Below are 23,704 nucleotides of genomic sequence, written 5' to 3' on the forward strand. Positions count from 1 at the left end.
AGTGATTGATTCTTTTGCTGCGAGTGTTTACGAACCGAACAGTAATTTAAACATAACTTCCCTTGCAGAATGGCAAGACCCATCGAATTGGACTTGTGTTTCAGGAGATTGTACAACAGGCTATCCTCTAAGTGATGATACTGTTGAATTTGGTAATACTGCAACTAATTGTTGTAGTTACTCCATTACTATTAATTTCGATTTAGCATCAACGTATACTGGACTTTCATTTTCAAGTACAGCGAATGATTCAGAATTAACTTTTGGTGCTAATGCTGTAATCGATGCAGATTATCTTATCGAAAACAATAAGTCTACTATCTCAATACTAGAAGGCGGTAGTGTTGTGGTTAATAACGATTTCGTTACAGACAATAATGCTACATCACTTTCTGTATGTGGAAACTTGACTGTTTCTGGTAGTATGACAATTGGAGGAGGCAATACAGTTACTATTTGTGAAAATGGTAATTTGTACGTCGATGGTAATTTTAAGTCAATCGGATCGGATTTAAATGTTTATGGTCGTTTCGAAGCTACAGATTATGGCGATTTTGCTGATAATGGTGCTTTATCGAACTTAAATGTTTACTCAACAGGTTATGCAAAATTCAACGGGGATTTATTTGTGGACAACACCAATATTGATGTTGATCAATCTGGAATTTTAGAAGTGGTCGGGCAAGTTTCCTATACTTCTACAGCAAATAATCCAACTTGGTCCATCGAAGGTTATTTAGTTATTCACGAAGGAATTGATATCCATTGTGACAAATCCTTTTTAGTGGATATTGTTGCAAGTGACAAAGGTGGATTAATCATCGATCAAGAAAAAGCGGGTGATAATGAATGTGATCCAAAAGGAGTGAAGGCAGATGCCAATTACGATTGTAGTATGAAACTATTTTGTGATGACATCAACAGTGATTTATATACCCCAACTACTCCTCCAGATTTACCAATACATTTATTGTATTATAGTGGTTCTAGCTTGCAAGAAGGTGTTCTTTTAAGTTGGGCAACTGCCAATGAAGAAAATTCAAGTCATTTCACGATAGAATCATCTTATGATAAATCTTCTTGGATAGAGGAGGAAACACAAGATGCGGCAGGGAACTCTAATGTGAGAATCGAGTATCAACAATATATTTCCAACCCTAATGGAGAATATTTTAGATTGGCACAATACGATTATGATGGAACGGTGACCTATTATGGGCCAATTCAGATTAAAAATAATCCATCTTTCAATGATCAAAGTTTGTTGTTATTTCCAACATTCCTGAAAAATGGAGATTATTTAAGTTTGCTCTCTTCAAACCCTTTTGGAGAGATTGATGGAACTTACAGCATTTATGATATACAAGGCAATCATATGCAGACAAAGGATATTACATTGGAAGAGGGTGGTAGCATCCAAACAATTAATTTAGAAAATGATCAATTGTCAAGTGGTTTATATTTGATGAAATTGAACTATGGTAGCCAAAAGAAAACATTTAAGTTTTTTGTTGAATAGGCTATATCATATATATAATCACAAAAATGGCTGTCTCAATGAAGAGGCAGCCATTTTTTTATCTTATTAATTGATCTGATTCTAATTCAATACACATTTGATGTGAAGACTTACTTCATTACCAACGGTAAAGGTTCCAGTATCTTTTCCTACATCAAAATCTAATCTTTTGATTTTTAAATCACCATTAAAAGTGTTTCCATTTTTAGTAAAGGTGATCTTCACTTCTTTGGTAACTCCATGCATGGTTAACTGACCAACGGTAATGTATTTATCACCATTTTTTTTGATTTCATTGGAGACAAAACAAATCTCTGGATATTTTTCAATCTCAAAGAAATCTTCATTTTTTAAATGTGTGTCTCTTTTCTCATTGTCAGTATTTACTGTTGATGAGGATATACAAACGTTGAATTTGGATTCAGATAAATTATTTTCGTCAAATTGAATTTCTCCTGTCATTCCATTAAAGAAACCTTCAACGGTATTCACCCTAAAGTTACTTATCTCAAAATCTACTTTAGATAACCCAGAATCTATCACTTGAGCATACGAAAAACTCAATGAGAAAAGATAAGCAGTAAGTAATAAAAATAATCGTTTAAGCATGTTCAATTATTTAAGGTTATAACGAGCACCAATCATTACTCCATCACTTACACCTCTAAACCTTTTATTACCAGGTTGTAATTCTGTTGGTGTTGAATATTCAGTAAATGTATGTGCAAATCCTAGTCTTGCAGACCACTTGGTATTGATATGATATTGTACGTAAAATTCAGAACTTAACATACCATAATCGTTGGCGGCAACTAATAATAAAGAAGGTCCATTAGATATAGCGGTGGTAGCTTGAGTGGATCCGTTACCTGTATAAAATGCATTTTGATCTCTACCAAAAGTATAACCAACAGCATCGATATTCATCCCCACTTCAAATTTGCTTTTAATTCTGTAACTCAAAGAAATATAAAGTGCAATATTCATCTGATTTGGAGAGACAATGCTTAATGTGTCTTGTTTTTCTTCTTTTCCATAATACTCTGGTGGAGCAGAGAAAAAGTCTTTGGATTGATTGCTATACCCTTGGAAAACAGAAAATCTTAATCCCGTACCAATGACAAATTTTTTCTTTTGTCCTAAACCCCAAGAATGACCATAGGCCAAAGAACCGATAAAATCTGTTCCTACTTGAACTGACCCATCCAAGTATATATATTTTGATGGTAATGTTTCATTGTCGCTTTCTTGAGCAATTACATTTAAAGAGAATAAAGCGATGAATAAGAGAACTAATTTAATTTTCATAATAAAAAGATAAGTTGATTTTTAATATTTATTGGTCTTAGATAAATTGATTTCCTTACAATAACATTTAAATTTTTTATTAAAATATGTATCTACAGAGAAATTAAATGGGTAAATGTGATAGTTATTTCGATATGAAGATGGTTTTATTAGAATACTAAATTCTTTTCAATAGATAATCCTAAACGTTTCTATTCAATCATAATTTAGAAAAAGAGTATTTTTTACAGATAATATTTGGTGATTTTAATCATGCATCCCGTAACGCAAACCGTTGCAAAAAAAAAATATAAAAATACCTTAATAATGTGCTTTATAAACCTAAAACAATATGTTATTTTAGCTATGCGAAAAAGGTGACTGTACCTTTTTTGATTTAAATACAAGGACCGATCTAAAGAATATATAAAACATTATCTTCGATGAAAGTATCTTTCAAAATACATTATGATACCCAATTTGGTCAACAATTAGCTGTTTCCGGTTCAATTGCTGTCTTGGGAAAAGGAAAAGAAACTGATGCCTTAAAAATGTCTCACTTAGGTGGGGGTGTTTGGATAGCTGAAATTGATTTATCAAAATCTAGAGCAAAATCTTTTGAGTACAATTATTTATTGGTGGATGAAGGAAACGGAATCACTTATAAAGAAGCTGGTGCCCCAAGAGTAGTAGAAATCAATAAAAAATTAAAAAAGGTTGTTCTAGTTGACGCTTGGAATCCTTATCATGAAATTGAAAATGCTTATGATACAGCTGCATTTGATGTAATATTTAAATCAAATGCTCCAACAGTTAAAGCACCTAGAAAATCATCGAAAGATACCAACTATACTTTTGAAGTAAATGTACCTCGTATTCACCAAGATTATGTGGTAAAAGTAGTAGGTTCAACAAAAGAATTAGGAGAGTGGGATATCGCAAAAGCGTTGCCAATGCAATACGATGCAGATCGTAGACTTTGGACTATTACAACTCCTATTAAAGCATCCCACCACAAACTAAAATATAAGTATGTTTTAGTAAATACTAAAGATAAAAAAGCAGCTCCTGAATTAGAAGGTGGTTTCGATCATATGTTTGACATTAACGAAAACGACCCTTCTATCGCAGTGAAGTTCTCAGATCACCGTTTCACTTATGATAAGCATAATTGGAAAGGTATGGGTGTAGCTTTACCTGTTTTCTCACTTAGAACAGAAAACGGATTAGGTGTTGGTGAATTTTTAGATATTAAAGGTCTTGTTGATTGGTCTGTTGAAACAGGTATGCGTTTGGTACAAATCCTTCCTGTTAACGACACAATGGCCACTTATACTTGGATAGATTCTTATCCTTATGCTTCAGTTTCTGTGTATGCATTACATCCAATGTATGTAAACTTGGAGGCTATTGGTGATCTTAAGGACAAGAAGAAGATGACCAAATTGAAGAAGTTAAAGAAAACATTAAACGCACTAGATACTGTAGACTATGAAGCAGTGATGGATGCTAAAATGGACTTCTTAAAAGAAATCTGGTCTGAGAAAAAAGCTTCTTTCTTTAAGTCTGCTAAAGTTAAAGCATTTATTAAAGAACAAGAAGAATGGTTGTTGCCATATGCTGCATTCTGTTATTTAAGAGATAAATACAGAACTCCAGACTTCTCTAAATTTGAAGATTTTGCAAAATTCGATGCCAAAAAAGTAGCAAAGTTATTTGATGCAAAATCAAAAGTGAAAGATGATGTGAACTTCTATGTATTCGTTCAATATCACTTACATGCTCAATTATTAGAGGCCTCTGAATATGCTCAATCTAAAGGTGTAGTTCTTAAAGGAGATATTCCAATTGGTATTTACCGCTTCTCGGCAGATGCTTGGACAGCTCCTCATTTATATAATATGAATGGTCAGGCGGGTGCTCCTCCAGATGATTTTGCTGTAAATGGTCAAAACTGGGGATTCCCTACTTACGATTGGGATACAATGAAAAAAGACGGTTATGCGTGGTGGACTTCTCGTATGACTCACCTTTCTCAGTATTTCCAAACTTTCCGTATTGATCACATCCTTGGATTCTTTAGAATCTGGGAGATTCCAATCGATTCTGTTCAAGGTTTATTAGGTCAATTCAGACCTGCACTTCCACTTCATATCAATGAGTTGGAAAACAGAGGTGTATCATTCAATCACGACAGATTCTGTAAGCCTTACATTAGAGAGCATTTCTTAGGTGAAATGTTTGGTGAGGATACAGATTGGGTAAGAAGTGAGTTCTTAGAGCATAAATGGGATTCTGCTTATAATTTCAAAGCAGCATTCGATTCTCAATTGAAGTTACAAAAACACTTTGACGGCTTAATGGCCAAAAAAGGAGCTGATAAAGAGCGTTTAGAAAGAGTAAGAGATGGTTTGTATAGCCTTCATAACGAAGTGTTATTGATTCCTGCTTTAGGTTACGAAGATGGTATGCATTACGCACCAAGAGTAACTATGGACAAATCAAGGACATTTGCTGAACTAACTCCTGCACAACAATACCACTTCTATGAATTGTATGTAGATTACTTCTTCAAACGTCAGGAAGAACTTTGGGCTGGACAAGCAATGGAGAAACTTCCAGCGATCAAAGAAGCTACAAACATGTTGATTTGTGGTGAGGATTTAGGTATGGTACCTGATTGTGTTCCTGGTGTAATGAAAGAATTAGAGATCTTATCTTTGGAAATTCAAAGAATGCCTAAAGATCCATCGATTTCATTCGGTCACCCAGGAAATTATCCTTACGATTCAGTAGCATCACCATCAAGTCATGATATGTCAACTGTAAGAGGTTGGTGGAAAGAAGACAGAGGTGATACACAACGTTTCTATAATGAAATCTTAGGTAATTGGGGAGAGGCTCCTGAAGATTGTGAGCCTTGGATTGCTGAGCAAGTATTACAGCAACATTTATATGCGGATTCTATTTGGTGTATTTTCCCTCTTCAAGATTTACTTGCTATTGATGGCGAAGTAAGAAGAGAAGATGCAGAAGCAGAACGTATTAACGTGCCTGCAATTAAGCATCATTACTGGAGATATAGAATGCACTTAAGCTGCGAGGAGTTAGTGAAACTAAAAAGCTTCAACAATAAACTGAAAGGTTTAGTTACTGCTTCTGGTAGAAATACCGCTTACTAGTTTTAGATAATAAGTAATATTTAAGAAGCCTCATACTTCTAAAATATTATATCAATGATAGTTCTGTACGGACGTTTCACTGAAACGTCCCGCGGGGCACATTAAAAAAACAGCTTTACTTGATGTTATATCAAATGTAAAGCTGTTTTTGTATATATGCATGTTCTTTTTATCAACCTTATCCGCCAGTTACATTACGTTTTTTTTCCAGAATCCAATCCAAAAACTTAACATCCCAATCAAAACGTCGAACAATATTAAATCTAAACTGTCCCATCCAATAAAGTGCGATTGTATCTGATGAAGTAGTAATATTATAACTTTCTATCACATAGGAGGTACCTACATAGGTTCGTCCATGATTATAACCAAAGGAAAGCTTTCCATTTAATTTAGCTCCACCTTTCCAAGCTGTATCATTCACATTCCCTTTATCAGTAGCATATTGATAATTACCATAGGTAATTCCATACCCAACGGCAGCAGCCCCGGTAAGAAATAGTCTTTGACCTAAAACAAACGTCTGAGCATACCCCCCAATCAGCCCCATACTACCATAATTCCCTTCTATTACATTGGATTTTAAATGGAATTTATCTCGGATATGTTCTGGTACCAAAGAAGAATCAGCTTTTACCGAGAGTAAATTAATATAAGGACCATAAATTAAACTACCAGCAGATTTTTTTTGAACCTCTGTTTGTGCAAAAGCAGCTCGGAATGAAAATTTTTCGTAGTTCTGAATTTTGAAAGCGGTAATGCCCAAAGTATTGACTCTCATATCACCTCGTATTTCAGAAGGGGGGTTAGGAGTTCCAGGAGGGTTAATATCATTGTACTCTCGAAGAAAGAAACCTTTGTAGAATTGTAAACCAAAATCTATGGCATAACGTCTACCATACATATAGGATCTCATGTCAAGCTTTTTAGTTTCTCCTAATGTACCATTATCATTATTAATGAAGGGGAAGTTGAATCCGAAATTAATACCAAGTCCTTTATAATTGAAGCCAAAACCTAAGTTTAAATTACCATTGGGGGCATAAACTAATTGTTGATGTTCACTTTCTGGATTCTGAGCATTTACTATAAGGTTATTGAATTTGTAGACTGTATATAGTCTTAGATGAAGGTAATCATTGTAAGATTTGTAATAAGTAGAATCGTGATAGTAGGTTTTCTTTTGTGCATTTGCGGCAAAACTTACTAAGAAAAAAATAAATATAAAATAGGGTGTGTAATTCTTCACTGTGTAGAATAGTTTAAAAGCTTATCTTAAAGATAAAATAAAATGGTCTGAATTTGACGGATTATTTTAAATTATTTTAAGAATTAGCTTCTAAATCTAATCTTCATTTTGGGGGTGTTCTACTGTAAGGGTTTGTGGTTGTTCTACATACATAATGCGATTTCAATCAAAAAAGTTTATTTTGATGAAAAAATATACTTACGTAAGGAAATAAAAAAAGCTACCCAATTTTTTGGATAGCTATATATTTTTATTCTTCTGGGTAATCGTCTAATGAATTGATTACAGGAGGTTCATCCTCAAATTCTTCAACAACTAATCCATCTTCATGAGAGATGCAGATTTTGATTTGATTTTCGTTTTCAAATACTAAAATCATCTCGTCATTAGGGTAGAAGTCTTCCTTAATTTTTGTCAGCTTAACATTAGAGATTTTTTGATTCAGAATTTCAGCCCAAATTTCCATTCGTACAACTCTAAAACTTTTGATGTCGATTTTTCCATCAAATTGTTCTAAGAGTTTTTTACGCTCTTCTACAGGGTCGAAAGAGACAATCTTTATTCCATCACTTTCTTCACCGGCAGTAAAAGTAAGCCTTGTTTTATCATCAAAACGCAATTCCAGCCAATCTAGACATTGGAACTCCTCTTGCTCGTTAGAGGTGTTACTCCAGATATGATAGATCACATCGTTGATTGCGACTCCTGCTAAGGCCTGAAGTGTTGACACTTCATCTTTTGTAAACTTTTGAATTTTATCCATATCAAAAAAACACTCTTATAATCCCACAAAGGTAATCATAAGAGTGTAATTATAATGTTATTTTTTAAGAACTAAGGTTAATATCAAATGATTAATAGTAGTCTACGGATACATTTGGCATTTGTGCTTTAAAAGCATCGACCTTCTTCTGATTCAATTTCGTTTTGTAACACTTCAATGTTTTCAAATTACTTAACCCAACTAAGTACTTTAAGTTATTGATACTAGTATTGTAACATTCAAATGTCTTAAGATTTGGCATTTTTGTTACATATGAAATGTTTTTCACTTTTACGATACCTGAAACCTTCAATTTCTCCATTTGAGTAAAGCCTTCTAAAACAGTGAATTTCTCTACTAGTGTATTCGAAATATTTAAAGATTTCAATCCGTTTAAGTTTTGAATATCGGTGATATCTGAAATAGGAGTGTTATCAATTGACAGTTCTTCCAAAGTATTGATACCTGAAATAGGGGCAAGATTAGTAATACGAGTATAAGAAATATTCAACTTTTTAAGATCGAAAAGCATTTGTAATGGCTTCAAATCATTTATGCTTTTATGATTACTGATATTGATTTCTGATATCATATTGATCTGGTGAAGTTCGAATTTATCCGGATTCTTATTACCAATTTTAGCTTCAGTACTCAATACTTCTTTCCATTCATCAGATAATCCTTCCCACCACAATTGAAGTTTAGCAGTTCTAAATACAATAATAGCAGGCGATTCTACAGCAAACTTAATGAAAGCAGCTTCAGCTGTTGTTGTATTATCTGCTTCGATCACTTTTAAAGATTCTAATCCTTTTAATGGTGTAATAGAACTTACTTTTGAATTTGAAATATCTATTTTAGAAAGCTTTTCCGCATGTTCTAAAGGAGACAGATCAGAAACGTTTGTGCCTTTAATATTCAATTTAGAAAGAAGCTTATGGTTTTCTAATACCGAAATGTCTGTAACATTTGTGCCCTTAATATTTAGGTTGCTAATGTTAGGACAGCTTTTTAAAGCGTCAATTGAGTTGATATTTGTATTTGCAGCATTCAAAACTTCCAAGTTAATCAAGAAGTTAAGAGGATCTAGATTTTGAATTCCTCCAACATTATGAATATCAATTTCTTTAATGTTGGCGATAATCTGAAGCTGCTCTTTTTCTGGACTTGTTGTTAATCCCGCTGTAGTTAACAATTTGTCTTGCCAAACATCGCTTAAACTTTCCCACCAATTTTTTAATTGATCAGACCCGTAAATCACTAATGTTTTTGGGTGAGATCGCATATAACTTTGAGCGATTGAGGTATTTATTTGTGTTCCATCACAATAGATTCTTTCTACATTCTGAAGCTTACTTAAAGGAGTAAGGCTAGAAATTGAAGATTGGTCTGCCGATAAATTCTTTAAAGCGGATGTAGTTGCTAAAGAAGATAAATCATTGATTGAAGTTCTGTCAATACTAAGTTGCTCCAGCTTTTTTAATCCATACAACGCATCAATTGATGTAACTTCTGTATTAGAAATATCTAATGAACGCAACTGCTTTGTAGAATTTAACGGTTTGATATCGGCAACTTTAGTATCGTTTGCCCATAATACATTTAATTCTTCTAAGTCAGTAAGTGGTGTTAAATCAGAGATATTCGTGTTGAAAATATAAAGCTCTTTTAGCTGATCGAAGTTTTCAACAACCGTAATATCTTCAATTTGTGTATCGTTAATCATTAAAACTTTAAGGTTAGTGCAATACACAAGAGGATCAAGGGAGTTGATGCCTGTCATTTCACATCTTAAAGATTTTAGATTAGTCAATGTTCGGATAGGAGACAGGTCGTTTACACCAGTACCTGATATATTTAAATCCTCTAAGTTTCTCATTTTACTTAGTGGAGCCAAAGTAACGATCTCTGGGTTTAACGAAATATCTAATTCTTTCTTCTGAAGGAAGTGTTCTATATGATTGAAGATGTTCTCATTTAATGGCAACGTTGAATCGTTTTTAGTCACCATAATCGAGTCGATAATTGAAGTAACATCAGATAGTGGAATATTATTATCCAATTTGATGTCAGCACCTACTGTATTTCTCCAAACATCATCTAGTTTGTTCCACCATAAAGCCATATCTTCTTTCTGAGAAAGCTTAGTGGTATAAATAGAAGCGATTTTTAATTCTTGAGCATCTGGATCTAAATTGATTTCTACGAATCTCTCTGCAGAGTTACTAATAGTATCATTCATGACCGTTAATGCGTCTAATTTTCTAGTTAACTGAACAGTAAAGTACAGATTACCTTCGTTATTAACGCTATGCTCGATTTTTTCAACGATAAACTCAAAGTTGGCTTCTTCGAAAAAGAAATCAACATCTTTTAAATAGGCTTGTACATCTTTATTAGAAACTACTTGTCTGTTCGGGTCAAGATCATCTTCTATTTGCGTCTTGTCCGATTCAAAATATTTTAAGTAAGTCTCATTAATAATGATGCTTTTCTCTCTTTTCGTATAATCATCTCCAGCAATATCGTTCAGTGTACTTTCGATAAACATCACTAAATCTTTCGCCTCACTTTTATATTTGGCTAATCTTTCTGCTGGTATTTCATTACTTTCCTGACCAAAAGCATACTGACCAAAAAATAATGATAATGTTATTAAGTAAGTAAACAGTTTATTCATTACTGTGTAAGTTTTGTTTTATATCTTAATCGACAACACGAAGGTTATCTCTATATGTTTGAGTAATAACTAATGCTAAATTTATTGATCCTTGTGAAGTACATGTCGTGTCCATACATCCATATCCTCATTTTTAAGCGGCATTAATTCAGAAATCATCCACCCAGAATTATAGGAGTCTCTTTCAAACTTTTCTACAGAAAAGTACCAACCCGCAATTTGGAATACATGGAATTTTACATTGTTTACAGTTACAAAAGTAAGATCACCACTTTTTGCCAAGTAGAACAATACCGATAGGTAATCAATTTCGTAACCGTTTACACCATAATCTTCGACTTCGTTAGGATCTCTAAATGCTCTATGTAAATTCATGAAATCAATTTCATGACTCATAGGATGTAAAAAATTCTTTTTCGATTTGTCGTTTTTGTGAAGGCCTTGAAGCATATCTGAGTATACATCAAAGATGGCCCACTTGTAACCAAGACTATCCGCTTGAAGTCTTAAAAATAGGGTTACATTAATATTTTTCCCTTTATATAAATAACGTGTTTCTACTTCAGCAAAATAGCCACCCTGATGTTTCTCGAAAAACTTAGGGGCTTTTTTATCGTTCACATCATTAATAAAGTCTTTCTTTAATTTATTCGTTAAGTTAGAGTTCTCCCCATCAAATAGTACCTCAAGATATTTTTTTCGCATCGTTAATTCTCTGAATTTATATGATCCAGAGGAATAGGGCTGACCATTCATGTCCTCTTCATTATTAAATCGTTTAATAAATTGAGTGAACTGTTTTGTTTCCGCATAAAGTTTGGATTCATCACCTTTATAATGACCAATGCCTTGTGCTTTAGAAACCCCTTCTGTTAGAAATGATGTAATGAAAAAAAGAATTATTACTTTGAAAATTTGTCGATACATTCTTTTGATAAGAGATAAAAATAAAAAATACGTTACAGTATTATAGACAGTTACCATTTGATTTTAGTCAATGTGTGGTAACTGAAATCCATATAAAAAATGTCAATTTAGATGACGATTTTATCGAAAGTAAAGATAATTGTTATGCTTCCGTTTTCAAATATCGCCTGTTAGAATTGACTACTTTGATAAATTAATTATCAAAAAAAAACTTGATGATAAACTTTATACAAATTCATCACCAAGTTTCTTATATCTTACAGAAAAGATTAACCTTTCTTTGTTTCAGATACCTTGATATCGCCTAATAAGACATCCCAGAAACCAATTTCTCTACCACCAATTTGTGTCGTCTTACGCTCCACATAAATAGTGATGTCTTTCTTAGTGATATCTTTGTAAACCATACCGTCTTCAGTAACACCTGTAAACTTTTGGTAGATAGTAATTACACCTACATATTTACCATCAGGTTGCTTTTCTAAATCAGAAATATATTGGATATCAAACCACTCGATGTTTACCGACTTGTAGTTCAATTTGTTTAAACGCTCCAAGTATTTCTTGATAGCAAAATATCTAATTTGGCTTTTACCTAAAGTAGATACACCAATTTGAGCATCGTCAACGAACAATTCTAAAGCTCTTTCGATAACACGGCTTGCTTCAGAGAATGAAGTGCCCTTATCACCAATCTTAGAGATGTATTTACTTAAATCGTGTACTTTTTCTAATGCCAAAGAATCAATAGCAGCCTTACGTGCTGGCGGCATAGGAGGCTCTTCTTTTTGTGTATCTTGACCAAATACTTGTAGTCCCAGTAGACAAAGGAATACTAAACTTAATGTTTTGATAGCTTTCATATGATAATTAAATTATATCTGTTGAAGTGTTCAATAAGTTCACTAACAACAAATCAATTTTTCTGATATTACTTTTTAGTTAAAATCAATTCAGTGATTTTACCGTTTGCATCTGTCTTAAACTCTTTGATTTTATCAGGATTTCTTTGAACATCCTTCAATTTGTTTAAATATTTTGATGCAGTTGTTGGCTTGTCGTAATCTACGATATCGCCATCATTATAAATCTCAATCAAGACAGGAACATCTGGAGAAGCAAATAATGCTAATGCCTCTGTGATCATCAAGTTAGCCGATTGTGTATCGCCAGAACCTTGGATGTTGTCCATTAAATAGTAAATATCTCTTTTTTGAGCTTCTTGAGCTTTCGCTTTTTCCGCTTCTTCTTTTGCTTTTTGTTCAGCAGCTAATTTAGCCTCAAGAGCAGATCTTTGTGACGCTAAGTGACTATCAGCTTTAGAAATTAAATCGTTTACTGTAGCATCTTCTAAGTTGTAAGACTTGATCTCGTTTAATCTTGCCTCATCCGCAGCTAACTCATCTAAAGAAGCATAGTCTTTACCTACCATTGCTTCTAAGTCTTGTTGTGCTTTTTGTGTTTTTGCTAGTAACTCTTTTGCAGCTTGTTCAGCAGCAAGTTTCTTTTGACTTTTACATCCTGTGAAAGATACAGCCATGATCATTGCCATAAAAAGAGCTGTAAAGATTGATGTTTTGTTCATACTACTTTGTAATTCAGTTTAAACCATTTTCCCTTTTTATGATTATAAAGGTATTCGGTTTGTTTGTTGAAATTCAAAAAAATAAAATTTTGTCCAATTTAATCATTCTTACCGATTTCAATCAATAATATTAGATCATTAGCAAAAATTAAGATGATGATTTAAAGAATTTTTTAATTGAGGCAGAAAAAAATGCGAATTTTCTTTTATTTATGTCGTGTACGATATAAATTTGAAACATATTTAAACTCATTACATTTATGTCAGCACAATTTTATACTTATTCAGCAGAGAATCCTCAAGGGAACGAAATCAAAATGTCGGACTTTGAAGGGAAAGCAGTTTTAATAGTCAATACAGCAACTCAATGTGGATTAACTCCTCAGTTTGATGGGTTAGAAAAATTACATCAAGAGTATAAAGACAAGGATTTAGTGGTTTTAGGTTTTCCTTGTAATCAGTTTGCAGGTCAAGAACCATTATCAAATGATGAAATGGAAGCAACATGTAAACTAAATCATGGAGTTACTTTTCCATTAATGAAAAAAATTGATGTAAACGGAGGGAATGCCCATCCCTTATACAAATACTTGAAGAAAGCTTTGCCAGGAACGTTAGTCAATTCAATTAAATGGAATTTCACTAAATTCTTGATCGGGAAAGATGGAACGCCAATTAAAAGATATGCTCCAACTGCTAAGCCAGAAAGTATAGAAGGCGATATTAAAAAAGCATTGGCCTAATCAAAAGTTTATTTAGTAAACTGAAATAACACAAAAGCCCGGGAATAAATTCCTGGGCTTTTAATTTTTATTCTACTTCTAAACCAAGTTTTTGCTGAAGCTTTTTCAATGCAGGGAATTTATCCTGTAGATATTTCAGCTTATCTGGACTAGAATATATTTTCTTAGGCTCGTTGGTATTTTCTATTGAAACTACTTTTGTTTGAATTTCTATTGAATCGTTCTTCAACTCTGTTCTAAGTAACCTTAATAAATCAGGTCTTACCACATTTAAATGTTCTGTTTGAACTTGATTTGTGATTTGAACAATAATATTAAGTTGACTATCCAATTCAATAGTGGATTCTTCTAAAAGGAGAGAAGCAAATTTACTCTTACCATTCCTTTTGTACTGATCTGAAAATACCTTCCATACTTTTTGAGCTTGTTCCAAAGTAAAAGAAGCACCCACTTTCGAAGGAGCAGGAGAGGATGGTCGGTTATAATTTGATACAGGTTGAGGCGGTAAAGGAGCTGCTGAAGGCCTATTTTGAACAATGCTTTGTTGTTCTTCTGCTTTAATCTGTTTTGCCTGTTGGCTTAGACCATTTTTAAGCATTTCTAAGTTACCTGAAATCTTAGTGGTAGATTTCATCGATACCTTAGCATTTTCCTTTTTAAAATGTTCTTCCAGCTTAAACGGCTGAGATGAGGTGGAAGGTTCTTCTTTTTTAGCAAGCTTGGCTTGCTTTGCTTTCAACTCAGCTAGTCTTTTTTTTTATCTCAATTTGTGCAAGTTGAATCGCTCTATTGATATGAGACATTTTCATTAATGTCAATTCAACATGCAAACGTTGGTTCTTTGATTCCTTGTATTTGGTATCACATTCTCCACCTAAATTTAGAGCAGTCATAATAAACGACTGAGGAACTTCTTGTGCTTGTTGTTTGTAGCGTTGTTTTACGCTTTCAGAAACATCAAGTAGTTCCAGTGTGACCTCATCTTTACAAACAAGGATGTTTCTAAAGTGTTCACAAAGACCATTAATAAAATTATGACCATCAAAGCCTTTTCTAAGGATTTCATCAAAGATGAGCATGGCTTGAGAAGCCTCACCTCTGTTAAGGAAATCAGTTAGCTTAAAGTAGTAATCATAATCTAAGATATGTAAATTATCAACAGTTGTTTGATAATCAATTTCTTTATTATTCGAGAAAGTGCCAATCATATCGAACATCGATAGGGCATCTCTCATTCCTCCATCTGCTTTTTGAGCAATAAGGTGAAGTGCATCAGTATCCGTCTTAATACCTTCTTCATCAGCAATTTTTTGTAGCTGATTAACGATGTCTTTTACACTGATTCTGTTAAAATCAAAAATCTGACATCTCGAAAGAATGGTAGGAAGGATTTTATGCTTTTCTGTAGTTGCTAAAATGAAGATAGCATAAGAAGGGGGTTCCTCTAAAGTTTTTAGAAAGGCATTGAAGGCAGCAGTAGATAACATATGCACCTCATCAATGATATATACTTTCTTTTTACCTGGCTGAGGAGCGTACCTTACTTGTTCAATCAAATTTCTGATGTCTTCAACTGAGTTGTTAGAAGCAGCATCCAATTCCACAATATTTAAAGAGGAATTTTGATTAAAGCTGGTACATGATTTACACTCGTTACACGGATCGCCTTTTTCAGATAAATTATCGCAATTGATTGTTTTTGCGAGAATTCTGGCATTTGTTGTTTTACCCACACCTCTTGGACCACAAAACAAAAACGCTTGAGCAAGATGATTACTCAACACAGCATTCTTTAGTGTATTTGTGATATGTTCTTGTCCAACAACTGTTTGAAAGGTATTCGGACGGTATTTTCTAGCCGAAACAACAAAGTTCTCCATGTATTGATCTCCTATATTTAGAGTAAATTCTTAGCAAAGATAAAAAATTCGATTGCGTATAAAACACATCAGACTAAATTATTTGTAAAATTAAATGATGTTTAGATTCTTCAAGAATAAATAATTAATGAAGAGGTTTTATTTTGAAAATCTATTATTTGATAATCAATTAGTTTCCCTTACAGGAGTATGTTTTTCTACAATGTTCTAATTTTTAAGAAATTAGAGTATAACATTTCTATGAATTTTTTTCTTGATTGAATTGAAAAGGTGTATTGAATGGTACTTTTCTCATAACTTATAGTAAAAGCAAGGAAATAAATGAAAAGATGCTTAAATTTGTATCAACAAGATGGTTCCTTTCAACTTAAATGGAATGAACTAATGAATTGACAATCTGATATCAAAATATATTTAATAGACAATTTAGCAATACAATCTTCCAACTAATACATTTTTAACTATCAGACTATTCTGAATTAAAAGGACAAACTTTCAACTAAACTCAGATCGATATGCATTTAAGTATATCGATCTTTTTTTTATTCCTATTTTTCTACTAATTTTTGATATTCATTGGAAGTTTCATTTCTGAATTCTTAAACTTTGAGTCTAAAAAGCGTTTTGATGCCGCTTGTCGGCTTTTTATATAACGGACAATTATCTGTTGAGGGACAATTGCTCACATTTAAATCCGGATTGCTAGATCTAACCAAAAAGCCTGAAGGGTTTCGTAGACATGTGTCTAGATTATGGAAACTTTACCGACATAATCATGTAACTGGTCGTCAGCTTTATGTTGCACTCGAAAAACAACATTTTACGATTGATTTGGATGAAAACGGTTTTTTCCGTTTCGAAACTCCTGTAGATAAGAATTATTCAAATTATGATCTAGACCATCTTCTGAAGTTTTATAAAGATGAAAAGCATACAGAAGAAATTACGGTACCTGCTATAACATTATCCAGTATTTATAATGTGGGGCACCCCAAATACATTGTTATTTCTGATGTAGACGATACCATACTTATTACTCACGCAACTTCTTTTTTAAAAAGGGTACCACAAACCATTGTTCGCCATGCTTTCAAAAGGAAAGAGGTAGAGGATATGAGTAAATTCTATAAAGAATTAAAAAAGCAGGGAGCAGAAATTTTCTATGTATCCAATTCTGAAATGAATCTATTTTGGATCATCAAATTATTTTTGATTACAAGAAAGTTTCCATTGGGACCAATTTATTTAAGGTATCAAAAAAATTGGAGGGACTTTATCCGATCACCTAAAGCCAATAACGATCAATTAAAAAATGTACATAAGGTGAGTCGAATTGCTTACTTAATTAATAAGTTTCCTGATCAGAAGTTCCTATTGGTTGGAGATAGTGGTCAAAAAGATCCTTACACCTATCAGTCCATTGCCCAAGAATTTTCAAATAATATTTCTGGGATTATGATTCGTGATGTCAACAAGGGGAAGAAAGATGAAGAGATGAAGGAAATAGAAAAAAGTTTGAAAGAAATCGGTGTTCCTTTCTTTTTATTCCACGATCCTAAAGAGGCTATGCGACAGGAGAGAAGGTGGTATCAAAGCAGGGTGTTAAAACATTAATTAAATGCAAAACAAAGCAGAGTGTCCTCAACCTGTTCAAATTGCAATTGATAACAGTTCTGATTTTCTGATACATCTTTAATAATTACCTGATTAGGCTCATTATCTTCAAAGTGTGTGATAATTTGAGACTTGTATTCAATATTAAGTTTTCCAAAGGCCTTATAAGAAGCTTCTTTTATACACCATATTTTTGTTCCTTTTACTTCGTTAGCATCTGCAAAAGCAATCTCGTCATTAGTAGCAATTCGGAACAATAAACGGTTTATTCTTGCTTGAATTTTTTCTACATCACATCCAATAGCATCATTATCACTATTTTTTGATACTGCCACCAGAGCATAATTTTTAGAATGTGAAATAGAACAAGACATTCCAACATCAATTAATTGAGGTTTTCCAATTCCATCTTTTATTATTCCTTTATATTCAATTTGTAGTGTACCCAATAAATCTTTCAGAGCTACTCTAGAGGCAATAGTTTGAAGCCTATTATGCTTATTTTTTATATGTTCAAAAGATGTTTCATCTTCGAATGTCTTTACTAAAAGTTCTTCTTCGGTCTCTTCAATTTTCCATAGACACCAAAATACTTTCTGATCAATATTTTTATTAATGATAATTGGCATACCCAAAATTAAATAAATATTCTAAGATATCATTTTTTACTTTTTTGAATTAATTGTCATATTTGTTGCAACAATTAATATTATGATGAAAAGACAGGTATTAGAAGTAGAAAAAATCGCCCAATTTGGTGGTCACAAAGATGGACTTTACAGTGTAGTAAAAACATCAAACCCCAAATTATTTTATACGGCAGGGGCTGATGGATATGTGGTAGAGTGGAATATAGATCAACCTGATCAAGGGAAATTAGTGGCTAAAGTTCCTAATACGGTGTACTCTATGGCTGCCATCGAAGAACTAAATCAATTAGTCGTTGGACAAAATAACGAAGGAATTCATTTATTAGATTTAAATTCTGGTAAAGAGCTTAAATCCTTAAAACTGACGGATAAAGCTGTTTTTGCTATCGAAAGAATGGATGATCTACTTTTTGTAGGCACTGGAGATGGTTGGGTATATGTGGTTTCTATTTCTAAATGGTTGGTACAATCAAAAGTTAAAGTATCTAATGAATCGGTAAGAAGCATAGCTGTTGATGCAGAAAGACTACATTTCTGGGCAGGAGCGAGCGATAGTATTATTAGAGGATACAATATTGATAACTGTTCTGAGATTCGTGAGTTAATTGGTCATGATAACTCTGTGTTTGCTTTGACTATATCTACAGATGGGAAATTTTTGTTGTCTGGTAGTAGAGATGCACATATGAGAGTTTGGAATCTTGATGGTTTTATAGAAACCCAAGAGGATATTGTGGCACATATGTATACTATTAATGATATTTCATTTTCACCGAACGGGGACTACTTTGCTACGTGTTCGAAGGATAAATCGATTAAAGTTTGGAGAAGGAGCGACTTTAGACTTTTAAAAGTAATTGATAAAGCTAGACATGCTGGTCATGGTACTTCAGTCAATAGATTACTATGGCTAAATAATACAATTATTGTCTCTGTATCAGACGATCATTCCGCATCTGCATGGGATGTGAAAGGCTTATAATTTAATTTTATTCAAAATATCTTACATGACTTTTTTTAGAGTGTGATTTTTGTAATTCTTGAAAATAGAATAATAAATAGAAATCTATTGTATTTAATGTAGAATATGAACTCAAATACGTCGTATTAGGTTAATCATTGTAAAGAACGACCACATAATCAGCCCAAAACTTACTTATATTCTTTACAATTAATCGAACCATGACCCAGTACTATTTTAAATATTGTATTGCTATTACTTTATTCTTGTCTTTCGACACCTTATCCCAAGTAAATTACACTCATTATCATGCAGTTCAACCATTTGCTATGAACATTATTTTCAATGAAGAATTCGAAAATAATGATCATAAATGGGAGATCGTGCAACACGATGAAGACATATTTAGGCATAGTAATTTAAAGGATGGCAACTATCATTTATCTTCAAAAGAGAAAAATGAAACTGTAATCGAATTGAAGTCCGGTTTTCAGTACACAACGCTTGATAATTTCGAGATAGAAACAAAAATTAAGCATGTGGCTAATAATAAATCTCACGCAAATGGTATTATTTGGGGGATGTCACCCAACGGAAAAAAAGGCTATAGTTTTGTATTTAGCGGAGATGGAAGGTTCCATATCCAAAAATTAAATGATGGCCATGAAGTTGAAATAGTGAAGTGGCAATATCATAAGTCAATCAAAAAATATGATTATAATAAATTGACTGTAAGGAAAATCAATCATTCGTATTATTTATTCATCAATGAACATTTTGTTAAAAGATTTCCCTATACAAAATTAACTTCAAAAGATGATGTCACTGGATTTGTTGCTGAGGGTACATCTATAAATATTGAAAATATCACCATTAAACACATTAATACGGTTATTCTTGATAATCATGCAAAAGAACAATTACTAGTCAATGCGAATAAAACACTTTCAAGTCCTGTGTTTGCATCTAGAGGTTTAGTAGTTGATAAAAAAGAAGTAAATAAACCATTTGAGGAAACTGTCGGGAATTTTTATGCTCTAATTATCAGTGTGCAAAATTATGATGATAAAGATATCCAAGACCTGAAATACCCTCATCGTGATGCTAAAAATTTCAGATCAATTCTTGAAGAAAAATACGGTTTTGCTACTTCAAATATCATTCATTTAAATGATCCTACAAGAGATGATGTTGTAAAGGCTTTTAATTCGATGAGGAATCAAATTAATGAAAACGATAACCTTATTATTTATTATGCAGGGCACGGTATTTATGATGAAGAAGTAGCTGAAGGATATTGGCTACCTTCTGATGCGCATAAATCTGATGATTCACATTGGATAGCTAACTCTAATTTAAGTACAAAATTAAAAGGTATCAAAGCAAAACATACTTTATTAATTTCTGATGCTTGTTTTAGTGGTAGTATATTTAGATCAAGTAGATCCATACTAAACGAACCATCTCAATCGATTACTAATTACTATTCCAAAAAGAGTAGAAAAGGGATGACGAGTGGTACGTTAAAAACAGTACCAGATCAATCTGTTTTTTCTAAATATTTGTTCCAGACTTTGAACACCAATCAAGATAAGTTTATGACAGCCTCTAGTTTGTTTTACAGATTCAATAAAATTGTAGCAAACAACAGTCAAAACGCACCACAGTTTGGTGTCTTATATGGAGTAGGAGATGAAGGAGGTGAATTTGTTTTCATCAATAAACAAAAGAAATAAAAAAAGGCATCCACAATTGGATGCCTAATTTATTTGGGGAAAATTTATTCCTTTATTATTCTTCTAGAATAACTTGTTTCTTCATCAATAACCTGAACTAAATATACACCCTTTGGTTGATTACTTAGATCAATTTTATATTCATTTTCGAAATATGTATTCACAGAATATACATTTTGTCCATTAAGATTATAGATGATAATTTTATATACTTTATTTGATAATCCTCTTAAGGTAATCGACCCTTTATTTGGGTTGGGATAAATTACTAATGGATTGTATACATTATCTATTGAAGTTGGGGCTTCTGCTTTTACAACCACACTAATATTTTGAGAAAAACTTCCATCTTCAGATTCAACTGTAACAGTACAGTTCCCTTCAGCTAAAGCAGTAATTATTCCATTAGTAACAGTAGCAATTGTTTCGTTAGATGAACTCCAAATTACATTTTGATTAGTTGCTTCAGCAGGAAGAATAGTAGCCGTAATAGTAGCAGTCTCATTAATGTTTAATTCAATATTATAAATATCAATGTTTATTCCACTTACATGAATACTTGTAGCAGGTGTAACAGTTATTGTAGCTGTAGCTCTAATACCACCTTCTGCTGTTACTGCAGTTATCTCCACTTCACCTTCTTGTACACCTGTCACTATTCCATTTTGATCTACAGTTGCGACAAAAGTATTAGAAGATTCCCATGAGTAATTCTTATTACTCGCATTTTCTGGTAAAACAGTAGCTGAAAGTTGAAGTGTTTTAAACCTTTCAACATCAGCTGAAGTGACATCAAGTTCAATTCCTTCTACTGCAATAATATTTTCGGTATATGGAGTAAAGATCATTTTATCCATATTCCATTGCCAGTCATTTGATCCTGAAGCCAAAACCTTAAATGTATTTTGACCTGCCTCTAAATAAAAATCAATGTCAAGTGTCACTTCTTGATAATCTCCCCAACTACCGTTATTGGGTACTACAAGATCTCCAATTTCTTCTGTATTAGTGAATAAAGTAATTGCAGCTCCATCACTGGGAGTAGAAACTAAAAAAGTAACTTTATAGTTACCACTTTCTGGAACTTCAAAATCGTATTCTACCCAATCTCCTGAATTAACCCAATTTATTCCTAAATTATCATCAGTAATACCAACACCTTCACCAGGACCGCCCCATTGTTCATCGTCTATAGTACCACCAGTTCTGTCAAAATCTTCGGCTTCAATGATGAATTCATTACCAGCACCATTTTCAATCACTTTTACATTCGAAGTAGCTGTAAAATTACCGTCTTCAGTAGTTACTGTAATTACAGCATCACCAAGACCAACTGCAGAAACGACCCCATTAGGATTAACGGTGGCTACAGCTTCATTACTTGAAGTGAAAGTAACATTCTTATTAGTTGCATTGTGTGGGACAAAAGTAGGGGTTACATTATATGAACTACCGTTGGCAACCACTTTTTCAGTTGGATCTAGAGATACTCCTGTTACAGGACGAACACCGCCATTGTCAGGGACTGGTTTGTAAACTCTTACCCAATCTACTTTCATTTGGTTTTTTGTCGGATCGTTTAAGCTAGCTTGTGAGGGAGTTTGATCCAATAACCAACCTTGAGATTCTACATTGATAATGATGTCTAATTCTTTAGTGAATCCTTTAGCTTCTACAGTGAAACCATTGCCATCTAAGTCATCATCATCTCCACCTTGGAACCAAGCAGGGTCAATAACATTATAACCATTAGAAGCATTTGATGCTTCTTTTAATTTATCCATATCAAATGAACTACTTGTAGAATGAATAACAACATCTGTGTAGCCTGCTTGATTTCCAGAAGAAATGTTCGTAGGTAACTTATACCCATTTACATCCCAAGTTAACGACTTAAAGTAAGTGTATTGCCAAGTGCCATTATAATTGGTAGCAATGGCATTATAATACATCACTCTTACCAATTCTCCATCTATATAGTATTCAAAATGTTTAGGGCTTTTCCAGTAAACTCCCATTCGCATATAACGACGTTCACCACCGTTATTCCAACACCAATCACCCCAACCATAAGAGTTGTTTACTCTACTATCAGGATACCATGAATTCCAATCTCTTGGCTGATAATCTGTAAAAGGATTACGGACAAAGGAGTGATGACTGATATGAGTAAATTGTTTGTAGAAATTTACTCCACCGTAGTTTTCTATGATATCAATTTCTTCAGTATCATCAGGACTTAAAAGCCAAAAACAAGAGGCTAACTCAATGTTAGCTACTGAAATGGCCGATTCTACATAGACAGGGTAAACAACTTTAGCATTTGAAGTCACACACCCAGAAGCTACACCATAGGAACCTCCTTTACTCGTTTCAGTAGTATAGCCTGCTGTAATAATCAAGTTGCCATTTTCTACAGTTACATTTTGATGTTTCCAATAAGTATATCCAGGTCCATCCCAATGGTTATGATAAAAGTTATACCATTTATCATTGCCAAAGTTTACTTTTGAGTCTGTTCCTTCAAAAGTATAATTAAAATCATCTGAGACATTGTCTTGTAACTCCCAAATACTGTCTGCACCTGCCATAGCTGGAACTGGGAAAATATCCCATTCTTGTGCTTGAAGTTGTATTGCTAAAAATGTGAATAGTAAAGTAAGTAATCTCTTCATTTTATTTCAAAAGCTTAGAAGTAATATTGTTCTTATTATGTCAAAAAGTTTAACTAATAAAATAGCGTCACGTCGTATTTTACAACTGTAAAAGTAACACATTAGGGTGTTGAGCGTAAATTATCATCCTAGATTAAAACTGAATTGTGATGTTAAAAAAGTACTAAAAAAGTCATGTGTTTTTTGTGTAGTCAAAATGTTGTTGTAAAGTAAAAAACCTTGATTTTAGTTATAAAATCAAGGTTGTGTAAGT

General features: G+C 33.0%; 18 protein-coding genes. 6 read left to right on the forward strand and 12 right to left on the reverse strand.

Annotated features, from left to right (window positions below):
- Position 1: 1 nt before the first annotated feature.
- On the forward strand, positions 2-1,519 hold the full coding sequence (locus MY04_RS04400; RefSeq protein WP_066206890.1) for a T9SS type A sorting domain-containing protein: 1,518 nt from the start codon (positions 2-4) through the stop codon (positions 1,517-1,519).
- A gap of 81 nt (positions 1,520-1,600) precedes the next feature.
- Here the strand turns inward: MY04_RS04400 and MY04_RS04405 are convergent, their stop codons facing one another.
- Entirely contained in the window at positions 1,601-2,128 is a 528-nt protein-coding gene (locus tag MY04_RS04405) for a YceI family protein (protein ID WP_066206892.1), read from the reverse strand.
- Positions 2,129-2,134: 6 nt separating this feature from the next.
- Positions 2,135-2,827 carry a hypothetical protein gene (locus MY04_RS04410; RefSeq protein WP_066206895.1) on the reverse strand — a complete coding sequence of 231 codons (693 nt, stop codon included), beginning with the start codon at positions 2,825-2,827 and terminating at the stop codon, positions 2,135-2,137.
- Positions 2,828-3,249: 422 nt separating this feature from the next.
- Between MY04_RS04410 and MY04_RS04415 the strand changes: the two genes are divergently transcribed.
- Complete coding sequence (locus tag MY04_RS04415) at positions 3,250-5,988, forward strand: 4-alpha-glucanotransferase (protein ID WP_066206898.1); 2,739 nt, start codon at positions 3,250-3,252, stop codon at positions 5,986-5,988.
- Positions 5,989-6,166: 178 nt separating this feature from the next.
- Here MY04_RS04415 and MY04_RS04420 read toward each other — a convergent pair whose 3' ends face one another.
- The 6 genes from MY04_RS04420 to MY04_RS04445 form a co-directional block, all read right to left on the reverse strand.
- Positions 6,167-7,237 (reverse strand): DUF4421 domain-containing protein, encoded by a 1,071-nt coding sequence (locus tag MY04_RS04420; protein WP_066206901.1) that lies wholly within the window; start codon positions 7,235-7,237, stop codon positions 6,167-6,169.
- A gap of 250 nt (positions 7,238-7,487) precedes the next feature.
- The gene (locus MY04_RS04425) at positions 7,488-8,000 is read right to left on the reverse strand and encodes a hypothetical protein (protein ID WP_066206904.1); all 513 of its coding nucleotides are present in this window, start codon (positions 7,998-8,000) and stop codon (positions 7,488-7,490) included.
- A gap of 91 nt (positions 8,001-8,091) precedes the next feature.
- Entirely contained in the window at positions 8,092-10,680 is a 2,589-nt protein-coding gene (locus tag MY04_RS04430) for a leucine-rich repeat domain-containing protein (RefSeq protein ID WP_066206905.1), read from the reverse strand.
- A gap of 81 nt (positions 10,681-10,761) precedes the next feature.
- Positions 10,762-11,607, reverse strand: coding sequence for a hypothetical protein (locus MY04_RS04435; protein ID WP_066206908.1), 846 nt, complete (start codon positions 11,605-11,607; stop codon positions 10,762-10,764).
- A gap of 269 nt (positions 11,608-11,876) precedes the next feature.
- Positions 11,877-12,380, reverse strand: a complete 504-nt coding sequence (locus MY04_RS04440) for a hypothetical protein (RefSeq protein WP_101958161.1) — start codon at positions 12,378-12,380, stop codon at positions 11,877-11,879.
- A 158-nt stretch (positions 12,381-12,538) separates the two neighbouring features.
- The gene (locus tag MY04_RS04445; RefSeq protein WP_066206916.1) at positions 12,539-13,192 is read right to left on the reverse strand and encodes a hypothetical protein; all 654 of its coding nucleotides are present in this window, start codon (positions 13,190-13,192) and stop codon (positions 12,539-12,541) included.
- 260 nt (positions 13,193-13,452) lie between these two features.
- Between MY04_RS04445 and MY04_RS04450 the strand changes: the two genes are divergently transcribed.
- Complete coding sequence (locus tag MY04_RS04450; protein WP_066206919.1) at positions 13,453-13,935, forward strand: glutathione peroxidase; 483 nt, start codon at positions 13,453-13,455, stop codon at positions 13,933-13,935.
- Positions 13,936-14,002: 67 nt separating this feature from the next.
- Here the strand turns inward: MY04_RS04450 and MY04_RS04455 are convergent, their stop codons facing one another.
- Together MY04_RS04455 and MY04_RS04460 are read right to left on the reverse strand one after the other, a co-directional pair.
- Positions 14,003-14,674, reverse strand: coding sequence for a hypothetical protein (locus tag MY04_RS04455; protein ID WP_066206922.1), 672 nt, complete (start codon positions 14,672-14,674; stop codon positions 14,003-14,005).
- A 1-nt stretch (position 14,675) separates the two neighbouring features.
- Positions 14,676-15,815 (reverse strand): DNA polymerase III subunit gamma/tau, encoded by a 1,140-nt coding sequence (locus MY04_RS04460; protein WP_066206923.1) that lies wholly within the window; start codon positions 15,813-15,815, stop codon positions 14,676-14,678.
- Positions 15,816-16,421: 606 nt separating this feature from the next.
- Here MY04_RS04460 and MY04_RS04465 point away from each other — a divergent pair.
- Positions 16,422-17,429: a phosphatase domain-containing protein gene (locus MY04_RS04465; RefSeq protein WP_158297563.1), complete on the forward strand. Its 1,008-nt coding sequence runs from the start codon at positions 16,422-16,424 to the stop codon at positions 17,427-17,429.
- Here MY04_RS04465 and MY04_RS04470 read toward each other — a convergent pair.
- On the reverse strand, positions 17,426-18,058 hold the full coding sequence (locus MY04_RS04470; protein WP_066206930.1) for a 4'-phosphopantetheinyl transferase family protein: 633 nt from the start codon (positions 18,056-18,058) through the stop codon (positions 17,426-17,428). The two genes, MY04_RS04465 and MY04_RS04470, sit on opposite strands and share 4 nt — an antisense overlap.
- Before the next feature lie 82 nt (positions 18,059-18,140).
- Between MY04_RS04470 and MY04_RS04475 the strand changes: the two genes are divergently transcribed.
- Positions 18,141-19,061: a WD40 repeat domain-containing protein gene (locus tag MY04_RS04475; RefSeq protein WP_084005768.1), complete on the forward strand. Its 921-nt coding sequence runs from the start codon at positions 18,141-18,143 to the stop codon at positions 19,059-19,061.
- Positions 19,062-19,261: 200 nt separating this feature from the next.
- Entirely contained in the window at positions 19,262-20,776 is a 1,515-nt protein-coding gene (locus MY04_RS04480) for a caspase family protein (protein WP_066206932.1), read from the forward strand.
- Between the two features lie 44 nt (positions 20,777-20,820).
- Here MY04_RS04480 and MY04_RS04485 read toward each other — a convergent pair whose 3' ends face one another.
- A complete protein-coding gene (locus MY04_RS04485) occupies positions 20,821-23,451 on the reverse strand; it encodes an Ig-like domain-containing protein (protein ID WP_066206934.1) in 2,631 nt (876 codons plus the stop codon).
- Between the last annotated feature and the right edge of the window lie 253 nt (positions 23,452-23,704).

The organism is Flammeovirga sp. MY04, from assembly GCF_001682195.2.
Taxonomy (GTDB): Bacteria; Bacteroidota; Bacteroidia; order Cytophagales; family Flammeovirgaceae; genus Flammeovirga; species Flammeovirga yaeyamensis.